The sequence below is a fragment of the Aureisphaera sp. genome, from assembly GCF_059726885.1.
Genome location: NZ_AP041051.1, coordinates 3,107,171 through 3,129,479, shown reverse-complemented (window position 1 = coordinate 3,129,479; position 22,309 = coordinate 3,107,171). Strand labels below are relative to the sequence as shown.

The window sequence follows — 22,309 nt, the reverse complement described above, 5'->3', positions numbered from 1 at the left end:
GTGAACCAAAAAGAACTCAAGGAATTCCTCGACGAAAAGGCAGAATTGTATAACAGCCCTTCGTTTATTGAGACTGACCCCATACAGATCCCCCATCTATTCCAAAAAAAAGAAGATATAGAAATTATTGGCTTTCTTGTAGCTACCATAGCTTGGGGCAACCGGAAAAGCATAATAAACAATGGGCATAAACTCGTTGAACTTATGGGACACACCCCTTATGATTTCGTTATGAATCATACGGATAATGATTTGGAACCCCTCACCCACTTTGTACACCGCACGTTCAATGGACAGGATCTTATATATTTTGTTAAGGCCTTGAAGCATCTATATAGCAACAAAGAAGGCTTGGAAGGGGCGCTTTCTACCTACACAAAAGAACATTCACTTCAGCATGCTTTGTCCTTGTTCAAAAAAGACTTTTTCGAATTATCACATCTTGAAAGAACGGAAAAACATGTGGGCGATCCTTTAAGGAACAGTGCCGCCAAACGCTTGAATATGTACTTGCGATGGATGGTAAGGCCCAATACTACTCGTGTTGATTTTGGAATATGGACTTCCATTTTACCCTCTCAATTATCCTGTCCCCTAGATGTCCATTCTGGAAATGTAGCGCGTAAACTCGGATTACTGAAACGAAAACAAAATGATGCCAAGGCCGTTGCCGAATTAGACACGGCGCTGCGCCAATTGGATCCAGCCGATCCGGTCAAATATGATTTTGCCTTGTTTGGATTGGGCGTTTTCGAAAAATTTTAGCCTCACGCAGCATCGACTGATTTTGGGGTTACGTTAAATAATTATGTATTTCATCGATTATATCGCTCACTTTGTCGATTATTTTGATCTAATTTCTTATCTTTCACTTATTGAAACCCCAAACTAAAATCTATAACCAACGAGCCTGCTTATGTTTATTTTTACGCCCTGATTACAAGCCATGAAAGGATTAAGTTATTCCCTGAGTTCATATGACAATCAACCTTTTGATACCAGACCTACATGCGTATTGAAAGCCATGTGTTTTTCGATGGGTGACCTTAATACCTGAGCTATTAAGTAAACGACCTCAACTTGTTTTATAATGGCCAACCAAAGGCCTCGATTCATTAGGATCGGGGCTTTTTTAATTTGGTATAAGTACAAGGGAAGGATTATCCCTTTATCGATATATTTGTAAGAAACGCATCCATTTCTATGAAATACGTAATCATACTTTTCATTACAGGTTTTTGGGCATTTGGTTGTAAGCAGTCAACTAATACATTGGCACATCATGACAACCAAGTATCTGATGTACAATGTACTGAAAATGGTTGCCGTGGTACGTATAAGGGGCCCGAGTTTGTAAATGGTTCCGATATTGCACACCAGTTCTCCAATACCATGTCCGGAGCTGTTGGTGACAAACTAAAAGATCTATATAAAAATAAGGACTACCGAAAAGTAGATTTTCCAAATATTGAAATGTCAACTGTTGGAATGGGATCCGGGGAAGTAATTTACACCTTGGTCATTCCGTTCATTGAAGTTGCCAAAAAGTGTGAGGCCTATACCTCTTTCGATCATGTTGGGGGATGGAATCATACTCCAGCCCTTGAAAGAAGGAAGCGAGAACTTGCTCGTGTACTAATGCCTGGCCAAGAATTATACATAAGTGCTCTTAAGACTACCCCAGAAGGGTTACAGGAGTATTGGATACAGTGGAAAAACAAAAACACACAAGCCGATTGCCAATAGCCAACCACCAATGATAGAGATTAGGAAACTTAACGAAAAAGACATTGAATTGGCAAATGACCTATTAAAATGTTGGGGGATCGTTCAAGACAAACCTCAGGCTCCATCTAACAAACGCTCATCCCTGCCCATTAAAGAAAGACTATCCGATATCAATTTTCATGTTTTGGTAGCCATTAATAAGGGTAAGGTAGTAGGTGGTCTTACTGCCTACACACTACCAATATTTACAAAGGATGAAACCGAATTGTTCCTTTATGAAATTGAAACTTTAGAAAACCATAGAAGAGAAGGTATCGCTACCATGCTTATTGACAGACTTAAGCAACTGTGCAATGAATTGAAGGTTAGAACCATCTTTCTCTGTACAGACTTAGAAAATGAAGCGGCTCAGGCACTTTATGCCAACACAGGAGGACATAGGGAAACCGTGGCGCTGTATACCTATGAACTATCTGGGAATAGCAGGGATTAAAATTCTACCGTTACTTTAGTCTTCAAAAATGCTAATCCAATTGTTCTGGTCCTTTGGTATTATTAGTTATTACCCAACGCTCATTTTGAATGGACTTATAGACTATTTCAAAAGACATCCCATCTTCCAATAAGTCATTCAGGCTATTACGGAGCAGCAAATAATCTTTGGGAGCGTTAGTTACTTCCATAATGGTATACGAAATATTCACTGGAATCGCCATCCCCCGATCTAGGGTAGCATAAGATATCGCTTGAATACTATCTAATTTCGGAACCTTTTCCTTTAAGAATGTGAACACTTCACTGTTAAATTCGGCCAAATCATATGACTTGCCTTTATGTTTTATAGTTACACTTTCAATAATAGCCGGACCCACACCATGATTCTCCAAGGACAAATTAAATTTACTGTCTACTGGACTATTGGAGGTGGTTAGGGATAGGTATGGCAGGATGGATAAGTGATTTTGCCTACTCATTAAATTGGTTTGATAAATGAATATAATGAGCGTAATGAAACTTATTGACATCGCGGAAAGACTCAGTATTCTCTCCGAATTCCATTTAATTTTAATTCCCATAGTATGGCTAGAATAGAATTGATGAACAATTTAGTGAAAAAAGTGATAGTCAGATTCCGTTTTTATACCGAAATAAGCGCCCGCATGTTAGTAATTCGGTTAACTTACGACTATCCTGTTAAATTGGTCTACATGAAACGATTTCTGTTACTTTTCGCCCTACTCCTCTCATCTATAGTGTACGCCCAAATGGACAATGAACGATTGGGAACGCTCCTCACTGAAAAAGTGGATTCCATTGAAGGTATTCCAGGTCGTTGGCAATTGGTATATAACGAAATGCCAATGATGGTCATAACGGACGAAAGCAACGACCGTATGCGGATCATTGCCCCAATAGTTGAAGTGGATAAATTGGATAAGGAAGTACTATTGGATTGTTTGGCAGCTAATTTTCATACGGCATTAGATGTAAAATATGCCCTATCCAATGATATAATGTGGTCGGTGTTTATTCATCCATTAAGTCCCTTGTCGGATGAAGAACTTAATAGCGCAGTAGACCAGGTATATTATGCCGCTATCAATTTTGGAGGCACCTATACAAGTACCCCGCTATTATTTGGTGGTGGTAATGGCGATGAGGAGCCCGTTGAGGAGAAAAAACCTGAGATCAAACTAAAGAAGACCTAATTTATTCTTTTACGAAGATTTTAACGCTTTCCAGACGGGAAGCGTTTATTTTTATATTCCATTTTATATCTTTGACGCCAATTTAAAAAAGGAATGCAGTTTAAACACCCGGAATTACTTTACGCCCTATTACTGCTCCTTATCCCTATACTAATTCACCTTTTTCAATTACGCCGATTTCAAAAAGAGGAGTTTACCAACGTGGCTTTTCTAAAGAGGGTGACCCTACAAACCCGAAGGAGTTCTCGACTAAAAAAGTGGCTTACGCTACTTATGAGATTGTTAGCCCTGGCCTGCATCATCTTGGCCTTCGCACAACCATTTAGTGCCTCTCAAACAGCGTTAAACACAGAAAAGGAAACAGTGCTTTATTTGGACAACTCCTTTAGTATGCAAGCTAAAGGAGCCAATGGTCCCCTACTCGCGCGGGCAAAACAGCAACTGTACGAATTATTGAGCGGTCCGGAAAAACTAAGTTGGTATACCAATAGCGATACCCAAAAGGATATCTCACAAAATAATTTAAAAAGTGACATTCTATCCATTCAACCCACTTACACACAACTGGGATTGGAAGAGGTATTGCTGAAGGGAAACCAACTGTTCTCGAACGATCCCTCCTCAGATAAACGTCTCATTATCATTACAGATCTACAGCATGCCACTTCATTTCCGGATTCGAAAGAGGGAATACGAACCGATGTGGCCGTTATGAACCCTGTAACTACAAATAATGTCGCCATTGATACGGCATATATAAGTGGTGTATCTGGAACCAGTCTAGAGCTGGAAGTAAAAGTATCTGCTCAAGGGGAAGTTCCGCCAAGTATACCCATCTCGTTACTAAATAAAGGTTCATTACTGGCCAAAACCGCGGTCGATTTTTCCAATAGCGCTTCAAATACCATCTCATTTACCGTGGAGAATGTGGAGGGGCTTCAGGGTGAACTTCGTATTACCGATGCAGACCTTTTGTATGACAATAGTCTGTTTTTTAGTGTGAATACACCAAAAAAAATAAAAGTGCTTTCCATTAACAGGGAAGATTCCAACTTCCTGCAACGATTATTTGATCAACCAGGTTATGAATACCTTCAGCAAAGCCATGATGCGGTAAATTACAACGACATACCCAATCAGGATTTCATTATCCTGAATGAACTCGAATCGATCCCAATTTCATTAGTCAATAGCCTAAAAGCTTTCAGTGAGGGCGGTGGAAGTCTGTTCGTGATACCATCGGTTAGCAGTGATATTAGTTCATACAACACCTTATTGAATGGATTGGGCCTAGGTAGTTTTACTTCTGAAATTAATGCTGAAAAGAATATTTCCAAGATCAACTTTTCACATCCTTTATACGCTAGTGTATTCGAAAAACAAGTCACGAATTTTCAATTTCCAAAGGTAAATTCGTTTATGGAAACGAGAAGCAGTGCTACACCCCTACTCAGTTTTGCCGATGGGAAACCCTTTTTATTGCAACAAGGAAAGAGTTATCTGGGGACTGCTGCTGCGTCAACGGGCAACTCCAATTTTAAAAGTTCCCCGCTTATTGTTCCCACTTTAATTAATATGGCTCAACAGAGCCTTCCCCTTCCCGAGCTTTATTATGAGATTGGACAGAATAACACCTTTGCGATTCCGGTATCCCTTGCCCAAGATGAAATTATTAGTTTAAAGGATAGTGTTCAAAGCTTTATTCCTTTACAACAAACCAAAGCCCGCAGTGTTTCCATCACGACAACAGATGAACCAAATGTGTCAGGAAATTTCTCGGCGGAGAAAGGAGATATTTTCTTGGAGTATGTTTCCTATAACCATCCCAGGCGTGAAAGCCGTTTGCAATATGGGGATATAGGCGATTGGGAAGGCGTAACAGCACATAATTCTGTGTCCGAATTGTTCGAAACCATAGCTTCGGATAATAAAATAAACTCCTTTTGGAAATGGTTTGTTATTTTTGCCCTAGTTTTTCTCCTAGGGGAAATGTTGATCTTAAAATTCATGAAGAACTAGCGTATGGATATACTCTTAAAATCGGCAACCATAATTGATCCTGCAAGCAAGCATCATGGTAAGAAACGAGATGTCCTTATTAAAGATGGTGTTATTCAAAAAATTGCGGCATCTATCTCCGATACCAAGAGTACCCAACTTACCTTCTCCAATCTTCATATATCGCAAGGGTGGTTCGATCCCAGCGTAAGTTTCGGGGAACCCGGGTATGAAGAAAGGGAAACATTGGAAAATGGTCTGCAAACTGCTGCTCAAAGCGGATATACTGCTGTAGGCGTAAATGCTAATACTCAACCCGTCACTGATACCAAATCCCAAGTTAAGTTCCTTAAAACCAAGGCATATCACAGTCCAGTTACTGTCTATCCAATTGGTGCTATGACCACCAAAAGTGAAGGGGTAGATTTGGCCGAACTATATGATATGTATAATGAAGGCGCCATTTCATTCTACGACTATAAGCGACCCATTAAGAATGCTAATCTGTTGAAAATTGCACTTCAGTATGCGCAAAACTTTGGCGGACTGGTGCAATCCTTCCCATTCGAAAAGTCCGTAGCTAGGAATGGAGTGGTGAATGAAGAGGAAAACAGTACCCGATTAGGACTGAAAGGGATTCCTGCCTTATCCGAGGAATTACAAATCATTAGGGATTTGCACATATTGGAATATACAGGCGGAAAGCTACATATCCCTACCATTTCTACAGAAAAAAGCATTAAGCTTATAAAAGAAGCCAAAAAGAAAGGCTTAAAAGTTACCTGTAGTGTAGCCATACATAACCTATGCCTTACTGATGATGTGTTAGACACTTTCGATACGAGTTATAAACTACTTCCTCCCCTACGGACACAAAAGGACAGAAAGGCATTGTTAAAAGGCCTTGCCGATGGCACTATAGATGGTGTTACCAGTGATCATGACCCCATCGATGTAGAACACAAACGCACTGAGTTCGATCATGCGAAATTCGGCAGTATCGGATTGGAAAGTTGTTTTGGCGCATTACTGGGAGAAACCGATCTTGAAACTGCAATTCAAGGGCTTACGGGATTAAGAAAAGTGTTCGGTGTTGAAAGTACTGGTATTTCCGAAGGACAAAAAGCCGACCTTACCCTATTTAACCCAATGAGTGATTGGGTATTCTCGGAAGAAAGCATTCTTTCTACTTCCAAGAATGCGGCGTTGCTCGGTTTCCCCATGAAAGGAAATGTATACGGTATCATTCATCAGAATCAATTAGTGATCAATGAATGACATGTCCCCACATACCAAGGCCATTATCGCCTATTGTACGTTTATAGGATTATTGATTGCCTATTTCTTAAATAAGGACAACAAAGATGAATTTGCCTCCTGGCATATTAAAAATATGTTCGGGTTGGTGCTATTGTTATTTGCCTCGGTGGCCCTGCAATCCTATGCTGTAGGGTTTTATATTTATTGGACTTCCACCTGTCTTTGGTTATTTTGTTTTCTCATGGCCATCTTCAAACAAAAAAAGGGCATTCCCTTTTTAAGTGAGAAATTTCAGACGTGGTTTCGGTTTTTGGATTAGACTCGCTATCTTTAAGGATAACATTAATCTAACCATAAACATCTCTAACTATGACAACTACTTCTTCGGACAATGGAAAAACCATTGGAATCATTGCGTACTTAACCCTTATCGGTTGGATCATTGCACTTGTAATGAACAACAATGAAAAATCGGAATTCGGATCTTTCCACATACGCCAAATGCTTGGTATTATGCTTTTGGGTCTCGCGCTTTACGTTTTAAATATATTTCAAGCCTTTACCATTGGAAGTTCCATGTTAAGTTGGGGTATTCAAGGGGTTTCCTTTGTAATCTGGTTACTTGGCTTTATTGGTGCCGTACAAGGGGAAAAGAAGCCTCTTCCCGTGGTTGGCGAACAATTCCAGCAATGGTTTAAAGGAATTGGATAAACAACACGTAAATACTTTTTCAAATGCCGCTAGGGTTGTACCTTGCGGCATCTTTTTTTTACTATGAAGCAATCCCTTTCTCTAGAACACAACTACCGACCTAGTACCTTGGCGGAAAACGCACCCGTAATTATTATGTTGCACGGATATGGCAGTGATGAAAACGACTTATTTTCTTTTGCCACCGAACTCCCCGAAAAATATGCCGTTATCTCCTTGAAAGCACCTATTCCCATGCAACCCTATGGAAATGCTTGGTACCAAATTTACTTCGACGCCGACGATGGCAAGTTTAGTGATGATGATCAGGCGAGGGAATCCCGGGATCTTATCGCCAAAGTAATTGATGAAGTTTGTGAGCTGTATCCGGTAGATGCTTCCAACCTCACCCTTTTGGGTTTTAGTCAAGGGACCATCCTCAGTTTTTCGGTGGCATTGAGCTTTCCAGAAAAAATAAAAAATATCATAGGCCTTAGTGGATACATTAATGAAGGAATCTTAAAAGAAGGGTACGAAAGCAATGACTTTTCCCATCTAAACATTTATAGTTCGCACGGAAGTGTAGACATGGTTATTCCCGTGGATTGGGCCAGAAAAACACAGCCATTCCTCAAGGACTTAGGTATAGACTCACATTATTCGGAGTTTCCCGTTGGTCATGGGGTCGCACCACAGAACTTTTATGAGTTCAAGGAGTGGTTAGAAAATCAATAATTAATTAGGATACAGCACGGAGGATATCGGTGTGAGTTCCAATTTCATTTCATGGTCGTAGAAATACTCTATGATCATCTCGCCCCATGTACTTCCATCACTGAATTCGGCCTGAATCCATCTGTGGTTTAGAAACTTCATATGGTTGATCCTAAATTCACCATACCCTTCATAATCTATCAATGGGTTCCCTCCTTTTTCGAGGTTCATTTCCAGCAGGGTCTCCTGTATTTCATTTTCAACTTTCAATGGGTCCAGACCAATACTTTCTAAATACGTCATGGCATTATCATTCCCCTGCAGTTTAAAATAATCGGCATCCTCAAGGCTTTCCATAAGTTGGGTAATGGAATCCGTTCTCTTTTCCATCGCTGCATTCAATGAGGTTATGATCTTTTCCTGGCTTTCATAGATTGATTTCTGATTCATATACATAAACAGAACCAGTAATATGGAAAAGAAAAACAGGTACATAAATATTTTAGACTTCATAGCGTGTATTTAGACTGTTATTTTTAGGGTGTCGTAGGCCAAGTGTACGTTGTCGGGCAACTTGGCTTCCATTTCTTTGTGAAAGCCCATTAAATGGCTAATATGGGTAAAATATGCCTTTTTCGGCTGTATGATATTCACGATTTCCAGAGCTTCTTCTACATTAAGGTGGGTATAATGCGGTTCTTCCCGCAGCGCATTCAGTACCAAAACCTCTATTCCCTTCAGTTTTTGCATTTCTTCATCGGAAATGGTCTTCACGTCTGTTAAGTATGCAAATCCGTCTATCCGAAAACCGAGAACTGGAAGGTCTCCATGCATTACTTCTACAGGGATCACTTCCTTGCCCATTACCTTGAACGTTTGTTCCTTAGATATGGTATGTTCTATGATCGTTGGAGCTCCTGGATATTTGTTTTCTACTTCAAATATGTATTCGTAACGCTTGTGAAGTGCATTGAACACACGTTCCTCCGCATAAAATGGAATATTACCTTGCCTAAAATAGAACGGTCGGATATCATCTATCCCAGAAACATGATCACTATGTTCATGGGTAAGTAATACAGCTTCCAACTTCTGAACTTTTTCACGCAACATCTGCTGTCTAAAATCTGGTCCACAATCTACTACAATGGTATGATCATCCCATTGAATAAGTACAGATACCCTCATTCTATTGTCCTTTGGGTCATCACTGAGACATACGGGATGGGTGCTTCCAATAACAGGGATTCCCTGTGAGGTTCCTGTACCCAAAAAAGTGACGGTGAGCGGAGATTTCATTCACACAAAAATAACAGTAATTTTTTTGTTTGCCTATGGGTTTTGCTACCTTTGTAATAAGAGGAAAAAGAATCTATCGCTATGCCAGAAATCATTCCAGGGGATAAGGAATTTGAAAGCATTCCATCCATAAAAGACAAGGCTTTACGAATTAATCTTAATGAGAATATTTACGGGACGTTCGCCGAAATTGGGGCCGGACAGGAAACCGTACGTAATTTTTTTCGTGCAGGTGGTGCTTCGGGAACGATAGCCAAAACCATATCGGCCTATGATAAAGACTTTAGTGATGCTATTTATGGTGTTGAGAAAGATGGAAGATATGTAACGGAATCCCGCCTAAAAAAAATGATTTCGCATGAGATCGATCTCATCGAAGAGCGAATTGCCCGTGAGAACCATCCGAATAAAATGTTTTTTGCCTATGCCAATACGGTAGCGACTATAGATTTCGCCAAAAAATATAAAGGCCATGGCTGGGTGGGTATTAAATTTCAGACCAAACCAGATGAGGCCTATAGCGAGATTACCCTTCATATCCGATTTAAAGAAAATGAAGCGGTGTTGCAACAGCAGACCCTTGGTATTTTAGGGGTGAACCTGGTATATGGCGCTTTTTACAAGCATGATCAGCCCAGAAAGTTATTGCGCTATCTATACGATCACATTGATAAGGACAAAATTGAAATTGATACCATAAACTTTGCCGGGCCCAAGTTTGAAGACGTAGACAATCGCTTGATGAGTCTTCAGTTGATTAAAAACAGGATGACCGAGGCGATTATTTTTGGACCCGACGGCAATAATATCTTACCCGCTCGTATTCTTTACAAAAAGAATGTTTTGGCACTGCGTGGAAGTTTTCGCCCGGTAACCAAGGTAAATATTGATATGTTCGAAAAGTCTTTGGAAATGTTTTCCAAAGAGAATCGTGTAGATAAGGACCGTACACTTACCATTTTTGAAATTACACTGTCCAATTTGCGTGCAGAAGGTGAAATTGACGAACAGGACTTTATGGACAGGGCTAGGTTACTTTGTTCATTAGGGTACACGGTAATGATTTCCAATTTTCAGGAATATTATAAGTTGGTAGAATACTTCTCTAATTATACACGTAACCGCATGGGATTGACCATGGGTGTGAATAATTTAGTCGATATTTTTGATGAAAAGTACTACCGCCACTTAAGTGGTGGTATTTTGGAGGCCTTTGGTAAATTATTCTTTAAGGATCTTAAGGTATACCTCTACCCAATGCGTAATTCAGATGGATCCTACGTAACCAGTGATAATCTAAAGGTACATCCACGTATGAAGGAACTGTACAAGTTCTTTAAGTACAATGGCAAGGTTGTAGATATTGAAAGCTTTAACCCTGAGGTCCTAGACATATTCTCAAGGGAAGTACTTCGTATGATTGAAAATGGAGAATCCGGATGGGAAAAGATGCTACCACCCGGAGTTGCTGAAATTATAAAGGAAAAATCTTTATTTGGTTGTAAAAAAGCAGAAGAAAAAGTAACCAACTAGGCACTCAGTATCTGAGCAGCGTGCTCTTTACTTTTTACCTTATCTATTACACGATCTACAACGCCTTCCTCATTAATTACAAATGTTTTACGGTGAATACCATCGAATTCACGTCCCATGAATTTCTTTGGCCCCCAAACCCCGAAGGCATTGATAACCTCTTTCTCGGTATCGGCCAATAAAGGATATTGGAATTCGAATTTCTTGCTGAAATTGCTTTGTTTTCTTTGTGTATCTGCACTAACTCCCAAGATTTCATATCCTGCATCCTGTAGCTCTTTATAATGATCACGGATATTGCACGCCTCAACTGTGCAAGTAGGTGTGTTCGCGGCTGGGTAGAAAAAGACCACTAATTTCTTACCTGCATAGTCGGTTAGGGAATGAGTATTTCCATCTTGATCGATTGCGGTAAAATTTGGGACCTTATCCCCTTCTTTAAGTGTATTCATTGGTGTATTTTTGTTCAAGTGCCCCACGTGATTTCCCAGTGGCTAATGCACAATTAATTTTGTTTAACTAATTATTTGTAAAATTACACAAAATGACCAAGCAGGAAAAGGTAGACTTTGTTATTGATACGTTAAAAAAACTGTACCCACAGATACCGATTCCATTAGATCATAAAGATCCGTACACCCTGCTCATTGCAGTATTGTTATCTGCCCAAAGTACAGATGTAAGGGTGAATCAAATTACGCCGCTCCTTTTCGAAGTGGCAGATAATCCTTATGATATGGTAAATCTTACTGTGGAAGAAATTAGGGAAATCATAAAGCCGGTTGGACTTTCCCCAATGAAATCGAAAGGGATCCATGGTCTTTCCCATATCCTGATCGACAAGTATAATGGACAGGTACCAAAAGAAATGGAATTATTGGAAGAACTTCCAGCTGTAGGGCATAAAACGGCCAGTGTGGTGGTGAGTCAGGCATTTGGCATTCCCGCTTTTCCTGTAGACACCCACATACACCGCTTAATGTACCGTTGGGGCTTGAGCAACGGCAAGAATGTGGTTCAGACAGAAAAGGATGCCAAACGACTATTCCCAAAGCATCTATGGAATGATTTGCATTTACAGATTATTTGGTACGGCCGTCAGTATAGCCCAGCCCGTGGTTGGGATTTAGACAAAGACATCATCACCAAAACCATTGGTAGGAAAAGCGTCATTGCGGAATATGAAAAGAAGCGAAAGTAATTTCTTATCTCAAATTCCATAAATACCCAGAAAATACGGGTCTCCCTAAGTAGAATGCATATTTGTTTAGAAAAGTATCGTATAGCGAGTTGAAATTACAAGAAGACATTGGGAACAAAACCACTTCATTCGGTTGCTTTGGACTCTCACCCAATCCTAAGACGACAAATACTTTCGAATCGTACTCATCGATCGTCTTGTAATGCTTTAACTGGTTCTTATTACACCATTGGATTTTGTTGTCCTTTGCAAAGGAACCATTTCTCCATTTGGCCTCCACATAAAACTCTTGGCCGTTTTTAGTATCCCTAAATTTAAAATCAGGTCGTAGGCTTGATTGCGGCACATCATCACGATGCGTATCATGATCTTGCGACTTATGCAATAATTGAAATCGGGCCTGCGGAAATAGCACCTTTCTAACGTATTCTTCAAATTCCTCCCCCTTACTAAAAGAATCTGTTTTGGTTACCTCTTTCGTAAACACCCTGAACCCATTTTCCACTCTTCTCAGAAAGTTCATAACTCGTCGTTTTACAAATACACATCCAAATTACCCAAAAGCATCGGAATTTACTTACGGTTTTACCGCATAATATTTGCCCTAGGTGTACACACAAAAACAAGCGTTAGCCCCTAATTAACAACACTTTGACTAACAACACTATGGTATAGTGATCCAGGAAATATAAATGGCAGAAAAGCTAAAGGCAATAGGACGACAACATCAAATGCTACAATCCATGAAAGTGCAATACCCGTATTATTGAGGCTAATCCCGGGATAGTGAACTAAGCTTTTTAAATCGTACGATGCGGCGCCAGAGCCAGAGTAGAACAAAGAGCAATCCACCGGAAATAAGGTACAACCACAATCCACTATCATTATCGTTTTCATTTTCCCTGCCCTCTTGTTTACTTGGGTTCTCACCTTCAGCTTTATAGGTCTCATAGTTGAACACAATGGACTTGTTTCCTGCTCCATCCAACTTTATGATTCTGGGGCCCTTCAGTCCATTATCGGATTTATTTTCAAGTATATAAGCTGTAGTACCTACAAAGTCAACACCCGTAGGGAACCATAGACCATCCGAGGTGTAGAAAGTCTCCACTTCTTTGTCCTCGTTAATCCTCGCAATACGCTTCCCTCCTGTATCTGCAATGTATAAGTTACCCGCTGCGTCTTTAGTGATTCCTAACAGCACATCGCTATGCGGATCGAAGGGATGCTTGTCTATCAGGCCCGTGGCTAGGGTTTCTGCATTGCCCTCTGAATCAATTTTTACTAGGGATCCGTTTCCAATACCAATGTCCGGACCATAATAATTTCCATCTGCATCTACGTAGACCGTTTGATTCCATTGGAACCTATAATCGCTTACAGCTTCTTTCACTCCCACATCATTTATTCGCCAAAGCTTATTCTCTATACCAAATACAATTTCACCATTAGGAGCATAAGTACAATTGCCTCCTGAAAATTCACGATAATCCAAGGAATGGTGCAAGGTATCAATACTGCCTACATTGTTAAGACGAACCATGGTGTGACTGTTTTCACCATGTGCAGTAATAACATTACTATGAGAATCCAGACTAACATTATGGGCATGAAAATTACCAAGTAGTAGGATTAGCTCTCCTTCGGGAGTGTATTTCCAAACCGAGCCCATACCATTATGAGCAATATCGGCAAAGAAAATGTTGCCGTTTTTATCTACAACAATGCCCCAAGAAGGGTGAGCATGTAAGAAAAATGAAAAACCAAGGCAAAGAAGCCCAATAAGAATCCTTTTCATACTTTGGTAGCTTAGACAACCCAAGATAACGAATACAAATCTTCTAGTATGTGATATTTGTCAACTGCGACATTAGTTTGTCGTGAGACGCTCAATTGCATTTATAATTCTTTGCTTGTCCCCTTCCAAATCATTGGCAACACTTCTAAAAAACGACTGCCTGTCCTCAGGAAACGGGATTTCATAATCTACAGGGACCCCAACATTTTCATAGGAATTTCCTTGATTGTCCATATACACTTCATTAGAAATGGAAAATACCCAACCATTGGGCAATTCTTTTTTTAATGCGGTAGATAGGGCTCCCTGAGTAGCTGTGCCTATTCGTTTCATATGCGGGATAGGCTTTGAGCAAATGGAAAAAGCTTCAGCAGCACTTCCCGTTTGTTGCGAAGTAAGTACATATACAGGATTTGTATAAGGAGTAGGATGCGCCTCTAAGAAAAGTGATTGTTCGGGAGAATACCCTTCCTCAACTTTTAGTTTTGTCTTTACGACCCTACGCCTTTTATCATTAAATCGGTTTAATATTTCGAAGCTAACGGCATCCTGTCCACCGCCATTAAACCTTAGGTCGATAATAAGCTGATCGGTATGGCTTAGGTCCTTCATGGCATTATCCAGAATGGGTCGTATCCCTTCCACTTCCTTTTCAATATAATCCCCTTCATTCAATTGATGAAATGTGGTTACATAGGCATCTACAAAACCCATTTCATCTATCAGGGACTGTGGAATGTCCAGATCAGCATACAACCACATTGCTTTTACTACTATATACCCTGTGCTTTCATGCATGGTTCCCCATTTCAAAAGCCACGAATCTTGGGTCATCTCATTATCTATATGATGATCTACAACTAACTGGGATATTTGAAAATCCCCATACTCCTTCAATTCAGATTCCTCTTCCTCGGGTGCTTCGCTCTCCATTTGCTCCAGTACCGCATGCACTTCGCTTGTTGCTTCGAGAAAGGCATGATTGTCGTTTAAAAGTTCCAGGGTTTCTTCTATTACAATATATAATTCTGCGGCCGTGGATTCAATATTCAGTTTAGATTTTTGCTGAAGGTATAAGGTTTGCCAATCGAGCTTATTAAGTGTAAAGAATGCATAATGCTCCTTTACCGTCGTGGCGAACACCTCAAAATTATAAAGGGGATCTATGTTTTTTGCTTCGGGCACAACCGCGGCACACAATTCGGGTAATTCGCCAATTCGGGTAAATTTATAGGTCATGACCCCTTTTTTGAAGGATAGGGTATCATTACGCAATGACAATGATGGAAGAATTTCCCCGAGTTCGGATGTTCGCGAAGGTAAACATGAGATAGAAGTAATATCGTATAAGGAATATTGGGTACTGTCCTGAATTTGAAGTATCCATCCCGAACCAACGGATACCCAAACATCATTTATCGAATTTTTTGAAGGGGATTTATCTTGGCATGCTGCAAATAGGAACATTGCGAGCAAGACAATAGGTATAGTTTTCATGAGGTCTGCTTTCAAAGAAAGACCCATTATTTAAAGAAATGTTACAGCATTTTGGCATTTTTAGAGGGTAATTATACAGAACCCACCCATTGCTCACATCACCTTACTTCTTAACAAACACCATACAGTGTTGCCATGGTAGATTATTGATATTGCGCTCCAGATGTAACCCAGCAGCTTCCATCTCTTTAACGGCTTGGGCTTCAGACATTTTATGCACTCTTTTTATAGGCACTAATGGATCTTCCGCTCTATATTCAATTAGAAACAACTTGCCATTAGGCCGCAACGCCTTTGTAATGGAAGAAAGCATGGCAACTGGATCGCTGAATTCATGGTATACATCTACCATCAGGATTTTATCTACCGAATTTTCCGAAAGGTTCACGCTTTGTTCGCTTCCCTTGACGACTTCCACATTCTTAATTCCTTTCTTCTTTTTATTTTGTTGAATGGTAAGGAGCATCTCATCTTGTATGTCTACCGCATATACAAGCCCATTCGTCGCCCTAGGAGCCATTTTAAATACATGGTAACCAGATCCTGCCCCAATATCAGCAATGGTGTCATTGGGGCCAATGTCCATATTCATTAATAACATGGCGGTATTTTCCTCACGCTCCCGCTCCGGTCTTTCCAACCAATCGATACCAGTAAATCCCATGACATGGGCGATTTCACGTCCCATATACCATTTTCCGGTTCCGTATCGATCACCTTCCTTAAAAGTATAGGTTTCTTGGGATACGCAAGTAAATACGGGACATAGAACCCCCGTAAATAAGAGGATGAATAGCGCTTTCTTCATGAAATTTTCTTTTTAGGTAAATTACTGAAAAAAGGGTATCCAACTCCAAGGTTTAACGAATTGTTTAGAGGAGTCACCACAAATTTGGGCATTTCAACAACACCTCCTCACAATTGGTACCGCTCAACACTCCCATCTACTTAAGCTCCTCAAACTCCACAGTCGTTTGCCCAAGTAATAACTTGTCCCCAGAATGCAATTCGCATATCTTATCAATGGGATCTTCATTCAAATAGGTTTTATTAAGCGGTGATAGCAACTGAAAGTACACTTTGTTTCCCCGATAAAAGAAAATACCATGATCACGTGACACAAAAGGATCTTCGATAACAATATCATTGTCCAATTTACGGCCTATGGCCACTTTACATTGATACGGAATAAAATGTTTGGAAGCCGTTCTTCCCTCTTGGTCCCGGACAACAATAAGTCCTATGGCAAATTGTCTAGCCAATTGTTGGGCAGCTTGAGGGCTTTCGAATAATAATTTGGAATAATTTACGGCGAACTCCGTATTCCAGATTTTGACTTCCTGGTTTATTTTCAGTTTGGTAATAACATAAGACGATACCAAACTAATGACGGCACCTGTAAGCCCACCTATTATGGCGGCAAGAATGTTTTCTTCCATGACTCATTGATTTAAAGATTAACTGAACAAGTTAACCACTAACCAATTGAAAATCAACAGGATTTTGCCTGTATTTGAAAAATAGAAAGGCAGCGCAACGCCGAGAAAAAAAGGCAAAAAAAACCCCGGATGATCTATCCGGGGTTTCCAAAGTTTAGTTTAGAAGTGCTTCAAACTTCATTTTATTATAATCTATAACACTTAAAGCCTTCGAGTAATCCAGAAGAAATTTAATCGTTTCTTCTTTCGGAGCCAAGTTTTTGTTCACGCGCTCCCGTCGTGAAGTTTCAGAGTACAATTTTGCCATAGAACGTTATTTTGAGGTTGCTGTTTCCTAAATAACGACGTCTATTTTAGTTTATTGTATCAATTGGTCAAGATAATGTTATGTTTATCAATGACCTTACGTAAATTGATGAGCGCATATCTCATTCTTCCCAATGCCGTATTGATGCTCACCCCTGTTTGTTCACTTATTTCCTTAAAGCTCATTTCCTTATACATACGCATCATAAGGACTTCTTTTTGGTCGTCCGGTAGTTCTTGGATTAAGCGGCGAACGTCCCGTTCCACCTGCTCTTTCACCAATTGCTTTTCTGCGTTTAAGGATCCGTCAGACAATACCGAGAAGATGTTGAAATCATCATTGTTCTCGAATTTTGGCATACGGTTGTTCTTTCGGAAATGGTCTATGACCAAATTATGGGCAATACGCATTACCCAGGGTAAAAATTTTCCTTCTTCATTGTAAGCCCCTCTTTTTAGGGTCTTAATTACTTTAATGAATGTGTCCTGAAAAATATCTTCAGCAACATCACGATCAAATACTTTAGAGTAAATGAAACTGTAGATTCTTTGTTTGTGGCGGGTAATTAATTCACACAATGCAGATTCGTTACCTTTCATATACTGACTTACTAGAAGCCCGTCAGTGGTCGTGCTATTTTTCATACTATTCTTTTTAAAATAAACAACTATTTGGTTGTTTAGTCTTAATGTTTATTTAAAAAAGTAATAATATGCTATAGGCAACGTTTTTGTGTTCTTAGGGGTAAATATAACAACAATCATTTCAGAAATGCAAAAAAAAGGCAGATTTTTCCTAAAAAAATTATAATTACCTCAACAATACAATCTTAAAAAGGAAGTGGTATCTTTGCAAAATTCAAAGAAAAACCCCGTTTGCAACAGTGCAAGAAGTAGCCGTAGATACCAAGCAGGAAATCCTTATTCAAGGAGCAAAATTACACAACCTTAAGAATATTACCGTGTCTATTCCACGGAATAAACTCGTGGTGATTACCGGTCTTTCGGGAAGCGGTAAATCATCGCTGGCATTCGACACCCTATATGCCGAAGGCCAGCGTAGATATGTGGAAAGCCTTTCTTCCTATGCCCGTCAGTTCCTTGGGCGCCTTAACAAACCCAAGGTCGATTCCATTAAAGGGATTGCACCTGCCATAGCCATAGAACAAAAGGTAAATGCGACCAATCCACGTTCAACGGTTGGGACGTCGACTGAAATCTATGACTACCTAAAATTGTTGTACACCCGTATCGGAACCACCTATTCCCCAGTTTCTGGTGATGAGGTGAAAAAGGATCGCGTAACCGATGTGATCGAGTACATAAAAACCTTCCCTGAAGGTGAAAAGCTTCTCCTCCTATCCCCCATTCATTTGGAAGAAGGAAGAACCATGGATCATAAAATACAAGCATTGGCTCAACAAGGATATGCCCGTGTAAAAATGGACGATACGGTATTGCGAATCGATGACCTCAAAGGTTCCCTTCCCAAAAATTTACAATTGGTAGTGGACCGTGTGATTACAAAGGATGATGAGGATTTTTTCAATCGCCTGGCCGATGCAATAGAAATGGCCTTTTTTGAAGGAAAGGGCACCTTATACATAGAACAACTCTCAAATAACACATTAAAGGAATTCAATAATAGGTTTGAAAAGGACGGGATGACCTTTATGGAACCCAATGTACATCTGTTCAGTTTTAACAACCCTTATGGTGCCTGCCCCACTTGCGAAGGGTATGGAGATGTTATTGGTATCGATGAGGACTTGGTTATTCCCAATACTGCCCTATCCATTTATGAAAACGCTATTTTCCCTTGGCGCGGGGAAAGCATGGGTTGGTATCGCGATCAACTGGTAAATAATGCCTATAAATTCGATTTCCCAATTCACAAACCCTGGTTCGAACTTTCCGAAGATCAAAAACAATTGGTCTGGGAGGGCAATGAACATTTTGAAGGATTAAACGATTTCTTTGCTTTCTTGGAATCGAAAAGCTATAAAATTCAGAATCGTGTCATGTTATCCCGTTATCGTGGTAAAACCCGATGCAGTACATGCTACGGAAAACGATTACGGCCAGAAGCACATTATGTAAAGATTAATGGGAAATCCATTCAGGAATTGGTAGAGCGACCACTTAATGAAGTTGCGGATTTTTTCAAGAACCTTGAATTGAACGAATACCAGCAAAAGGTTTCCAAGCGTTTATTAATCGAGATAAACAACCGTCTGCGGTTCCTTATGGACGTAGGACTTAGGTACCTCACCCTAAACCGTAAGAGCAATACACTATCTGGTGGGGAATCTCAACGAATAAACTTGGCCACCTCCCTAGGAAGTAGCTTGGTTGGTTCTATGTATATCTTGGATGAACCCAGTATAGGACTACACCCTAAAGATACCGAACGCTTAATAGGGGTGCTGAAATCCCTTCGTGATCTTGGAAATACTGTTATTGTCGTTGAGCACGATGAGGAAATCATGAAAGCAGCCGATGAGATTATAGACATTGGGCCAGAAGCAGGTACCTTTGGTGGTGAAATCGTCGCGACAGGTACTTTCGATGCCATTTTAAAAAGCGATTCCCTTACAGCCCGGTACCTTAATGGGACCATGCAGATTGAGGTGCCCGCAAAAAGGCGCACATCGAAAAATATGATAGAGCTCATTGGGGCGAGGCACAACAACCTAAAAAACATTGATGTTACCTTTCCCCTGGGAACTTTTACTGCCGTCACTGGTGTTTCCGGTAGCGGAAAAAGTACCTTGGTAAAAAAGATCCTATACCCTGCGCTACTCAGACAGATAGGTGGGTATGGAGAGAAACCAGGTCAGTTCACGGAGTTAAAAGGGAGTTTCGACAGTATAAAGAGTGTAGAGTTTATAGATCAAAACCCTATTGGACGTTCCAGTCGATCCAATCCAGTGACTTATATAAAAGCATACGACGATATCCGGAATCTATTCGCATCCCAAAAAGTAAGTGATATTCGTGGATATAAAGCCAAACATTTCAGTTTCAATGTAGATGGTGGTCGTTGTGAAACCTGTAAAGGGGAGGGAGAAGTGACCATAGAAATGCAATTCATGGCCGATGTTCATTTGGAATGTGATACTTGCAAGGGCAAGCGATTTAAAAAGGAGATTTTAGAGGTAAAGTTTCATGAGAAAAACATCCACGATATCCTTTCCATGACTGTAGATGATGCGATTGGCTTCTTTCAACTCTACAACGAAAAGAGAATCACCAATAAACTTCAACCGTTGCAAGATGTTGGTTTGGGGTATGTACAATTGGGCCAAAGTTCCTCTACCCTATCCGGGGGTGAAGCACAGCGCATTAAACTGGCTTCCTTTTTGGTAAAGGGAAATACCAAGGAGAAAGCACTATTCATATTTGACGAGCCTACTACTGGGCTTCATTTCCATGATATTCAAAAGTTATTGTCTTCTTTCTATGCCCTTTTAGATAAAGGACATACGGTCATTGTTGTAGAACATAATTTAGACTTGGTAAAATGTGCCGACCATATCATCGATTTGGGAAGGGAAGGTGGAGAATTGGGTGGTGAGGTCGTCGCACAGGGAACTCCCGAAGAGGTAGCGCAAAATGATGCGTCATATACAGCAAAATATTTGGCTGAAAAGCTACAAGCGATGTAAGGCCATACCTTGAATATAGGAATCAAAAAAAGCGAGATGATTAATCCTCGCTTTTTTTGATTCTTGTTGATTGATGAAAGCCTCACTATTGCTTTTTGGCTCGTTTCAGTTCCCTTTGGGCCCGTTCTAGGTTTCGCTGCGCCCGTTCCAATTCCCTTTCGGCGCGTTCCATATCCCTTTTTGCATCATCCTTGCTATCAGATCCGGCAATGAGATCCTTTAAAGCAACTCCCATGGTAACCATATTGTCGTATAATTTACTTTCGAGTGCATTCTTGTCCATAACGATACGAAGGTGTCCTTTGGTTAGTTTGCATTCAAACACCTCATCGCCATACTTGTTCTGAACCCAGTTATAAGTACTGCCATTAATAGTCAATCCTTTTTTACCTAGATGGTCCAACAACGCATTGCGCACTTCGCTTGTTCTATTTTTATTGAAACTTGCTGTTAGTTTATAGGTGTCGTTGGTTTTTTTGATACTCACAGAGGTATTGGAATATTTGGAATCATCCTCATCCCCGTTAATACTAATAGAGTAAGAAACCCCAGTATTTGTTTTTTCGGGAGGGCTCGGTGGGGTTGGCGGCGTTTGTGCCATTGCCTGAAACATACTTAATACAATGGCTGTGATACTTACGATTACTTTTGTCATGTCTTTTGATTTTTAAATGTTACAGGACAAATGTATTGGGCAATGAGTTGATTGAAAAGGAATTAGCCATGGTTAACCTTCGGTTAACGTTAACTGGCAGATCGCACTGCCTTTATTAACTTACCATGAATTCCAAACCAATTCCACGGATACTTTCAATGCGAATAGAAGGATCCTCTTTGAAATATTTACGAAGTTTACTGATGAACACATCCATACTTCGTCCAGAGAAAAAATCATCATTGTTCCAGACGGCGTTCAGGATTTCCTCTCGGCGCAGCAATTGATTTCGATGGGCAAATAAAAATTGAACCAAAGCCCCTTCCCGTTGTGTAAGCTTTTGGGCAGTGTCCCCATGGGTAAGTACCAGTCGGCGTGCATCGAAGGCATAAGATCCAATTTTAAGGATTTCATCCAGAATGGGTGCACTGTATTCCTGTCTCTGGCTTCTCTTCAATATATTTTGAAGGCGCAACACCAATTCATCTGCTTCAAAGGGTTTAACCACATAATCATCGGCTCCAAGTTTTAGCCCCTTTATCTTATCTTCCTTCATTTTCCGTGCGGTTAGGAACAGGAATGGCATTTCGGGGTTTATTTCGATAATCTGTTCAGCCAGGGTAAATCCGTCCATTTTGGGCATCATCACATCCAGTACGCATATGCTGTATACTCCTTTTTGGAATTTCTGCAAGGCTTCTTCCCCATCTTTGGCCCAAGTAACATGAAATCCCGAAATTTCAAGGTATTGTTTCAGTATTCCTCCAAAATCGGAATCATCTTCAGCCAATAATATGTGTTTTTCACCTTCCAT

Annotated in this window: 25 protein-coding genes; 12 read left to right on the top strand and 13 right to left on the bottom strand. The window is 40.3% G+C overall.

Annotated elements, in window-relative coordinates:
- The 3 genes from AC6JAD_RS14065 (at position 1) to AC6JAD_RS14055 (ending at position 2,221) form a co-directional block, all read left to right on the top strand.
- Positions 1-765 (top strand): TIGR02757 family protein, encoded by a 765-nt coding sequence (locus AC6JAD_RS14065; RefSeq protein ID WP_461302985.1) that lies wholly within the window; start codon positions 1-3, stop codon positions 763-765.
- A 438-nt stretch (positions 766-1,203) separates the two neighbouring features.
- On the top strand, positions 1,204-1,746 hold the full coding sequence (locus tag AC6JAD_RS14060; protein WP_461302984.1) for a hypothetical protein: 543 nt from the start codon (positions 1,204-1,206) through the stop codon (positions 1,744-1,746).
- A gap of 10 nt (positions 1,747-1,756) precedes the next feature.
- Positions 1,757-2,221 (top strand): GNAT family N-acetyltransferase, encoded by a 465-nt coding sequence (locus AC6JAD_RS14055; protein WP_461302983.1) that lies wholly within the window; start codon positions 1,757-1,759, stop codon positions 2,219-2,221.
- Positions 2,222-2,252: 31 nt separating this feature from the next.
- On the opposite strand, the gene AC6JAD_RS14050 is transcribed toward AC6JAD_RS14055, so the two are convergent.
- Complete coding sequence (locus tag AC6JAD_RS14050) at positions 2,253-2,753, bottom strand: hypothetical protein (protein WP_497866301.1); 501 nt, start codon at positions 2,751-2,753, stop codon at positions 2,253-2,255.
- A 183-nt stretch (positions 2,754-2,936) separates the two neighbouring features.
- On the opposite strand from AC6JAD_RS14050, the gene AC6JAD_RS14045 reads away from it, so the two are divergent.
- The 6 genes from AC6JAD_RS14045 (at position 2,937) to AC6JAD_RS14020 (ending at position 8,120) form a co-directional block, all read left to right on the top strand.
- Positions 2,937-3,437, top strand: coding sequence for a type III secretion system chaperone family protein (locus AC6JAD_RS14045; RefSeq protein ID WP_461302981.1), 501 nt, complete (start codon positions 2,937-2,939; stop codon positions 3,435-3,437).
- A gap of 93 nt (positions 3,438-3,530) precedes the next feature.
- Positions 3,531-5,456, top strand: coding sequence for a BatA domain-containing protein (locus AC6JAD_RS14040; RefSeq protein ID WP_461302980.1), 1,926 nt, complete (start codon positions 3,531-3,533; stop codon positions 5,454-5,456).
- A gap of 3 nt (positions 5,457-5,459) precedes the next feature.
- On the top strand, positions 5,460-6,713 hold the full coding sequence (locus tag AC6JAD_RS14035) for a dihydroorotase (RefSeq protein WP_461302979.1): 1,254 nt from the start codon (positions 5,460-5,462) through the stop codon (positions 6,711-6,713).
- Positions 6,706-7,014: a hypothetical protein gene (locus tag AC6JAD_RS14030; protein ID WP_461302978.1), complete on the top strand. Its 309-nt coding sequence runs from the start codon at positions 6,706-6,708 to the stop codon at positions 7,012-7,014. The genes AC6JAD_RS14035 and AC6JAD_RS14030 overlap by 8 nt, the downstream gene beginning before the upstream one ends.
- 50 nt (positions 7,015-7,064) lie before the next feature.
- On the top strand, positions 7,065-7,406 hold the full coding sequence (locus AC6JAD_RS14025) for a DUF4870 domain-containing protein (protein WP_461302977.1): 342 nt from the start codon (positions 7,065-7,067) through the stop codon (positions 7,404-7,406).
- A gap of 63 nt (positions 7,407-7,469) precedes the next feature.
- Positions 7,470-8,120, top strand: a complete 651-nt coding sequence (locus tag AC6JAD_RS14020; protein ID WP_461302976.1) for an alpha/beta hydrolase — start codon at positions 7,470-7,472, stop codon at positions 8,118-8,120.
- Here AC6JAD_RS14020 and AC6JAD_RS14015 read toward each other — a convergent pair whose 3' ends face one another.
- Entirely contained in the window at positions 8,121-8,612 is a 492-nt protein-coding gene (locus AC6JAD_RS14015) for a hydrolase (protein WP_461302975.1), read from the bottom strand.
- A 9-nt stretch (positions 8,613-8,621) separates the two neighbouring features.
- Entirely contained in the window at positions 8,622-9,398 is a 777-nt protein-coding gene (locus tag AC6JAD_RS14010; protein WP_461302974.1) for an MBL fold metallo-hydrolase, read from the bottom strand.
- Between the two features lie 81 nt (positions 9,399-9,479).
- Between AC6JAD_RS14010 and AC6JAD_RS14005 the strand changes: the two genes are divergently transcribed.
- Positions 9,480-10,931: a nucleotidyl transferase family protein gene (locus tag AC6JAD_RS14005; RefSeq protein ID WP_461302973.1), complete on the top strand. Its 1,452-nt coding sequence runs from the start codon at positions 9,480-9,482 to the stop codon at positions 10,929-10,931.
- Here AC6JAD_RS14005 and bcp read toward each other — a convergent pair.
- Positions 10,928-11,383 (bottom strand): thioredoxin-dependent thiol peroxidase, encoded by a 456-nt coding sequence (gene bcp, locus AC6JAD_RS14000; RefSeq protein WP_461302972.1) that lies wholly within the window; start codon positions 11,381-11,383, stop codon positions 10,928-10,930. The two genes, AC6JAD_RS14005 and bcp, sit on opposite strands and share 4 nt — an antisense overlap.
- Before the next feature lie 92 nt (positions 11,384-11,475).
- Between bcp and AC6JAD_RS13995 the strand changes: the two genes are divergently transcribed.
- Positions 11,476-12,132 (top strand): endonuclease III domain-containing protein, encoded by a 657-nt coding sequence (locus tag AC6JAD_RS13995; protein WP_461302971.1) that lies wholly within the window; start codon positions 11,476-11,478, stop codon positions 12,130-12,132.
- 4 nt (positions 12,133-12,136) lie between these two features.
- Here AC6JAD_RS13995 and AC6JAD_RS13990 read toward each other — a convergent pair whose 3' ends face one another.
- The 7 genes from AC6JAD_RS13990 to AC6JAD_RS13960 all read right to left on the bottom strand — a co-directional run bounded on the left by AC6JAD_RS13990 (position 12,137) and on the right by AC6JAD_RS13960 (position 17,817).
- On the bottom strand, positions 12,137-12,655 hold the full coding sequence (locus AC6JAD_RS13990; RefSeq protein WP_461302970.1) for a hypothetical protein: 519 nt from the start codon (positions 12,653-12,655) through the stop codon (positions 12,137-12,139).
- A gap of 249 nt (positions 12,656-12,904) precedes the next feature.
- Positions 12,905-13,930 (bottom strand): NHL repeat-containing protein, encoded by a 1,026-nt coding sequence (locus tag AC6JAD_RS13985; protein ID WP_461302969.1) that lies wholly within the window; start codon positions 13,928-13,930, stop codon positions 12,905-12,907.
- 72 nt (positions 13,931-14,002) lie between these two features.
- Positions 14,003-15,427, bottom strand: a complete 1,425-nt coding sequence (locus AC6JAD_RS13980; protein ID WP_461302968.1) for a S41 family peptidase — start codon at positions 15,425-15,427, stop codon at positions 14,003-14,005.
- Positions 15,428-15,530: 103 nt separating this feature from the next.
- Positions 15,531-16,235, bottom strand: coding sequence for a class I SAM-dependent methyltransferase (locus tag AC6JAD_RS13975; RefSeq protein ID WP_461302967.1), 705 nt, complete (start codon positions 16,233-16,235; stop codon positions 15,531-15,533).
- A gap of 136 nt (positions 16,236-16,371) precedes the next feature.
- A complete protein-coding gene (locus AC6JAD_RS13970) occupies positions 16,372-16,866 on the bottom strand; it encodes an FHA domain-containing protein (RefSeq protein WP_461302966.1) in 495 nt (164 codons plus the stop codon).
- A gap of 154 nt (positions 16,867-17,020) precedes the next feature.
- Positions 17,021-17,173: a hypothetical protein gene (locus AC6JAD_RS13965; protein ID WP_461302965.1), complete on the bottom strand. Its 153-nt coding sequence runs from the start codon at positions 17,171-17,173 to the stop codon at positions 17,021-17,023.
- A 59-nt stretch (positions 17,174-17,232) separates the two neighbouring features.
- Positions 17,233-17,817, bottom strand: a complete 585-nt coding sequence (locus AC6JAD_RS13960) for an RNA polymerase sigma factor (protein ID WP_461302964.1) — start codon at positions 17,815-17,817, stop codon at positions 17,233-17,235.
- Between the two features lie 239 nt (positions 17,818-18,056).
- Here AC6JAD_RS13960 and uvrA point away from each other — a divergent pair, with 239 nt between their 5' ends.
- Positions 18,057-20,840, top strand: a complete 2,784-nt coding sequence (uvrA, locus tag AC6JAD_RS13955) for an excinuclease ABC subunit UvrA (protein WP_461302963.1) — start codon at positions 18,057-18,059, stop codon at positions 20,838-20,840.
- A gap of 85 nt (positions 20,841-20,925) precedes the next feature.
- Here the strand turns inward: uvrA and AC6JAD_RS13950 are convergent, their stop codons facing one another.
- The gene (locus AC6JAD_RS13950; RefSeq protein ID WP_461302962.1) at positions 20,926-21,495 is read right to left on the bottom strand and encodes a hypothetical protein; all 570 of its coding nucleotides are present in this window, start codon (positions 21,493-21,495) and stop codon (positions 20,926-20,928) included.
- A 115-nt stretch (positions 21,496-21,610) separates the two neighbouring features.
- The gene (locus tag AC6JAD_RS13945; RefSeq protein WP_461302961.1) at positions 21,611-22,309 is read right to left on the bottom strand and encodes a response regulator transcription factor; all 699 of its coding nucleotides are present in this window, start codon (positions 22,307-22,309) and stop codon (positions 21,611-21,613) included.

Bases quoted from the DNA above. Each gene is read 5' to 3' on its own strand.
- AC6JAD_RS14060 (WP_461302984.1), top strand. From the start codon at position 1,204: ATGAAATACGTAATCATACTTTTCATTACAGGTTTTTGGGCATTTGGT.
- AC6JAD_RS14055 (WP_461302983.1), top strand. From the start codon at position 1,757: ATGATAGAGATTAGGAAACTTAACGAAAAAGACATTGAATTGGCAAAT.
- AC6JAD_RS14050 (WP_497866301.1), bottom strand. From the start codon at position 2,753: ATGTCAATAAGTTTCATTACGCTCATTATATTCATTTATCAAACCAAT.
- AC6JAD_RS14045 (WP_461302981.1), top strand. From the start codon at position 2,937: ATGAAACGATTTCTGTTACTTTTCGCCCTACTCCTCTCATCTATAGTG.
- AC6JAD_RS14040 (WP_461302980.1), top strand. From the start codon at position 3,531: ATGCAGTTTAAACACCCGGAATTACTTTACGCCCTATTACTGCTCCTT.
- AC6JAD_RS14035 (WP_461302979.1), top strand. From the start codon at position 5,460: ATGGATATACTCTTAAAATCGGCAACCATAATTGATCCTGCAAGCAAG.
- AC6JAD_RS14030 (WP_461302978.1), top strand. From the start codon at position 6,706: ATGAATGACATGTCCCCACATACCAAGGCCATTATCGCCTATTGTACG.
- AC6JAD_RS14025 (WP_461302977.1), top strand. From the start codon at position 7,065: ATGACAACTACTTCTTCGGACAATGGAAAAACCATTGGAATCATTGCG.
- AC6JAD_RS14020 (WP_461302976.1), top strand. From the start codon at position 7,470: ATGAAGCAATCCCTTTCTCTAGAACACAACTACCGACCTAGTACCTTG.
- AC6JAD_RS14015 (WP_461302975.1), bottom strand. From the start codon at position 8,612: ATGAAGTCTAAAATATTTATGTACCTGTTTTTCTTTTCCATATTACTG.
- AC6JAD_RS14010 (WP_461302974.1), bottom strand. From the start codon at position 9,398: ATGAAATCTCCGCTCACCGTCACTTTTTTGGGTACAGGAACCTCACAG.
- AC6JAD_RS14005 (WP_461302973.1), top strand. From the start codon at position 9,480: ATGCCAGAAATCATTCCAGGGGATAAGGAATTTGAAAGCATTCCATCC.
- bcp (WP_461302972.1), bottom strand. From the start codon at position 11,383: ATGAATACACTTAAAGAAGGGGATAAGGTCCCAAATTTTACCGCAATC.
- AC6JAD_RS13995 (WP_461302971.1), top strand. From the start codon at position 11,476: ATGACCAAGCAGGAAAAGGTAGACTTTGTTATTGATACGTTAAAAAAA.
- AC6JAD_RS13990 (WP_461302970.1), bottom strand. From the start codon at position 12,655: ATGAACTTTCTGAGAAGAGTGGAAAATGGGTTCAGGGTGTTTACGAAA.
- AC6JAD_RS13985 (WP_461302969.1), bottom strand. From the start codon at position 13,930: ATGAAAAGGATTCTTATTGGGCTTCTTTGCCTTGGTTTTTCATTTTTC.
- AC6JAD_RS13980 (WP_461302968.1), bottom strand. From the start codon at position 15,427: ATGAAAACTATACCTATTGTCTTGCTCGCAATGTTCCTATTTGCAGCA.
- AC6JAD_RS13975 (WP_461302967.1), bottom strand. From the start codon at position 16,235: ATGAAGAAAGCGCTATTCATCCTCTTATTTACGGGGGTTCTATGTCCC.
- AC6JAD_RS13970 (WP_461302966.1), bottom strand. From the start codon at position 16,866: ATGGAAGAAAACATTCTTGCCGCCATAATAGGTGGGCTTACAGGTGCC.
- AC6JAD_RS13965 (WP_461302965.1), bottom strand. From the start codon at position 17,173: ATGGCAAAATTGTACTCTGAAACTTCACGACGGGAGCGCGTGAACAAA.
- AC6JAD_RS13960 (WP_461302964.1), bottom strand. From the start codon at position 17,817: ATGAAAAATAGCACGACCACTGACGGGCTTCTAGTAAGTCAGTATATG.
- AC6JAD_RS13950 (WP_461302962.1), bottom strand. From the start codon at position 21,495: ATGACAAAAGTAATCGTAAGTATCACAGCCATTGTATTAAGTATGTTT.
- AC6JAD_RS13945 (WP_461302961.1), bottom strand. From the start codon at position 22,309: ATGGAAGGTGAAAAACACATATTATTGGCTGAAGATGATTCCGATTTT.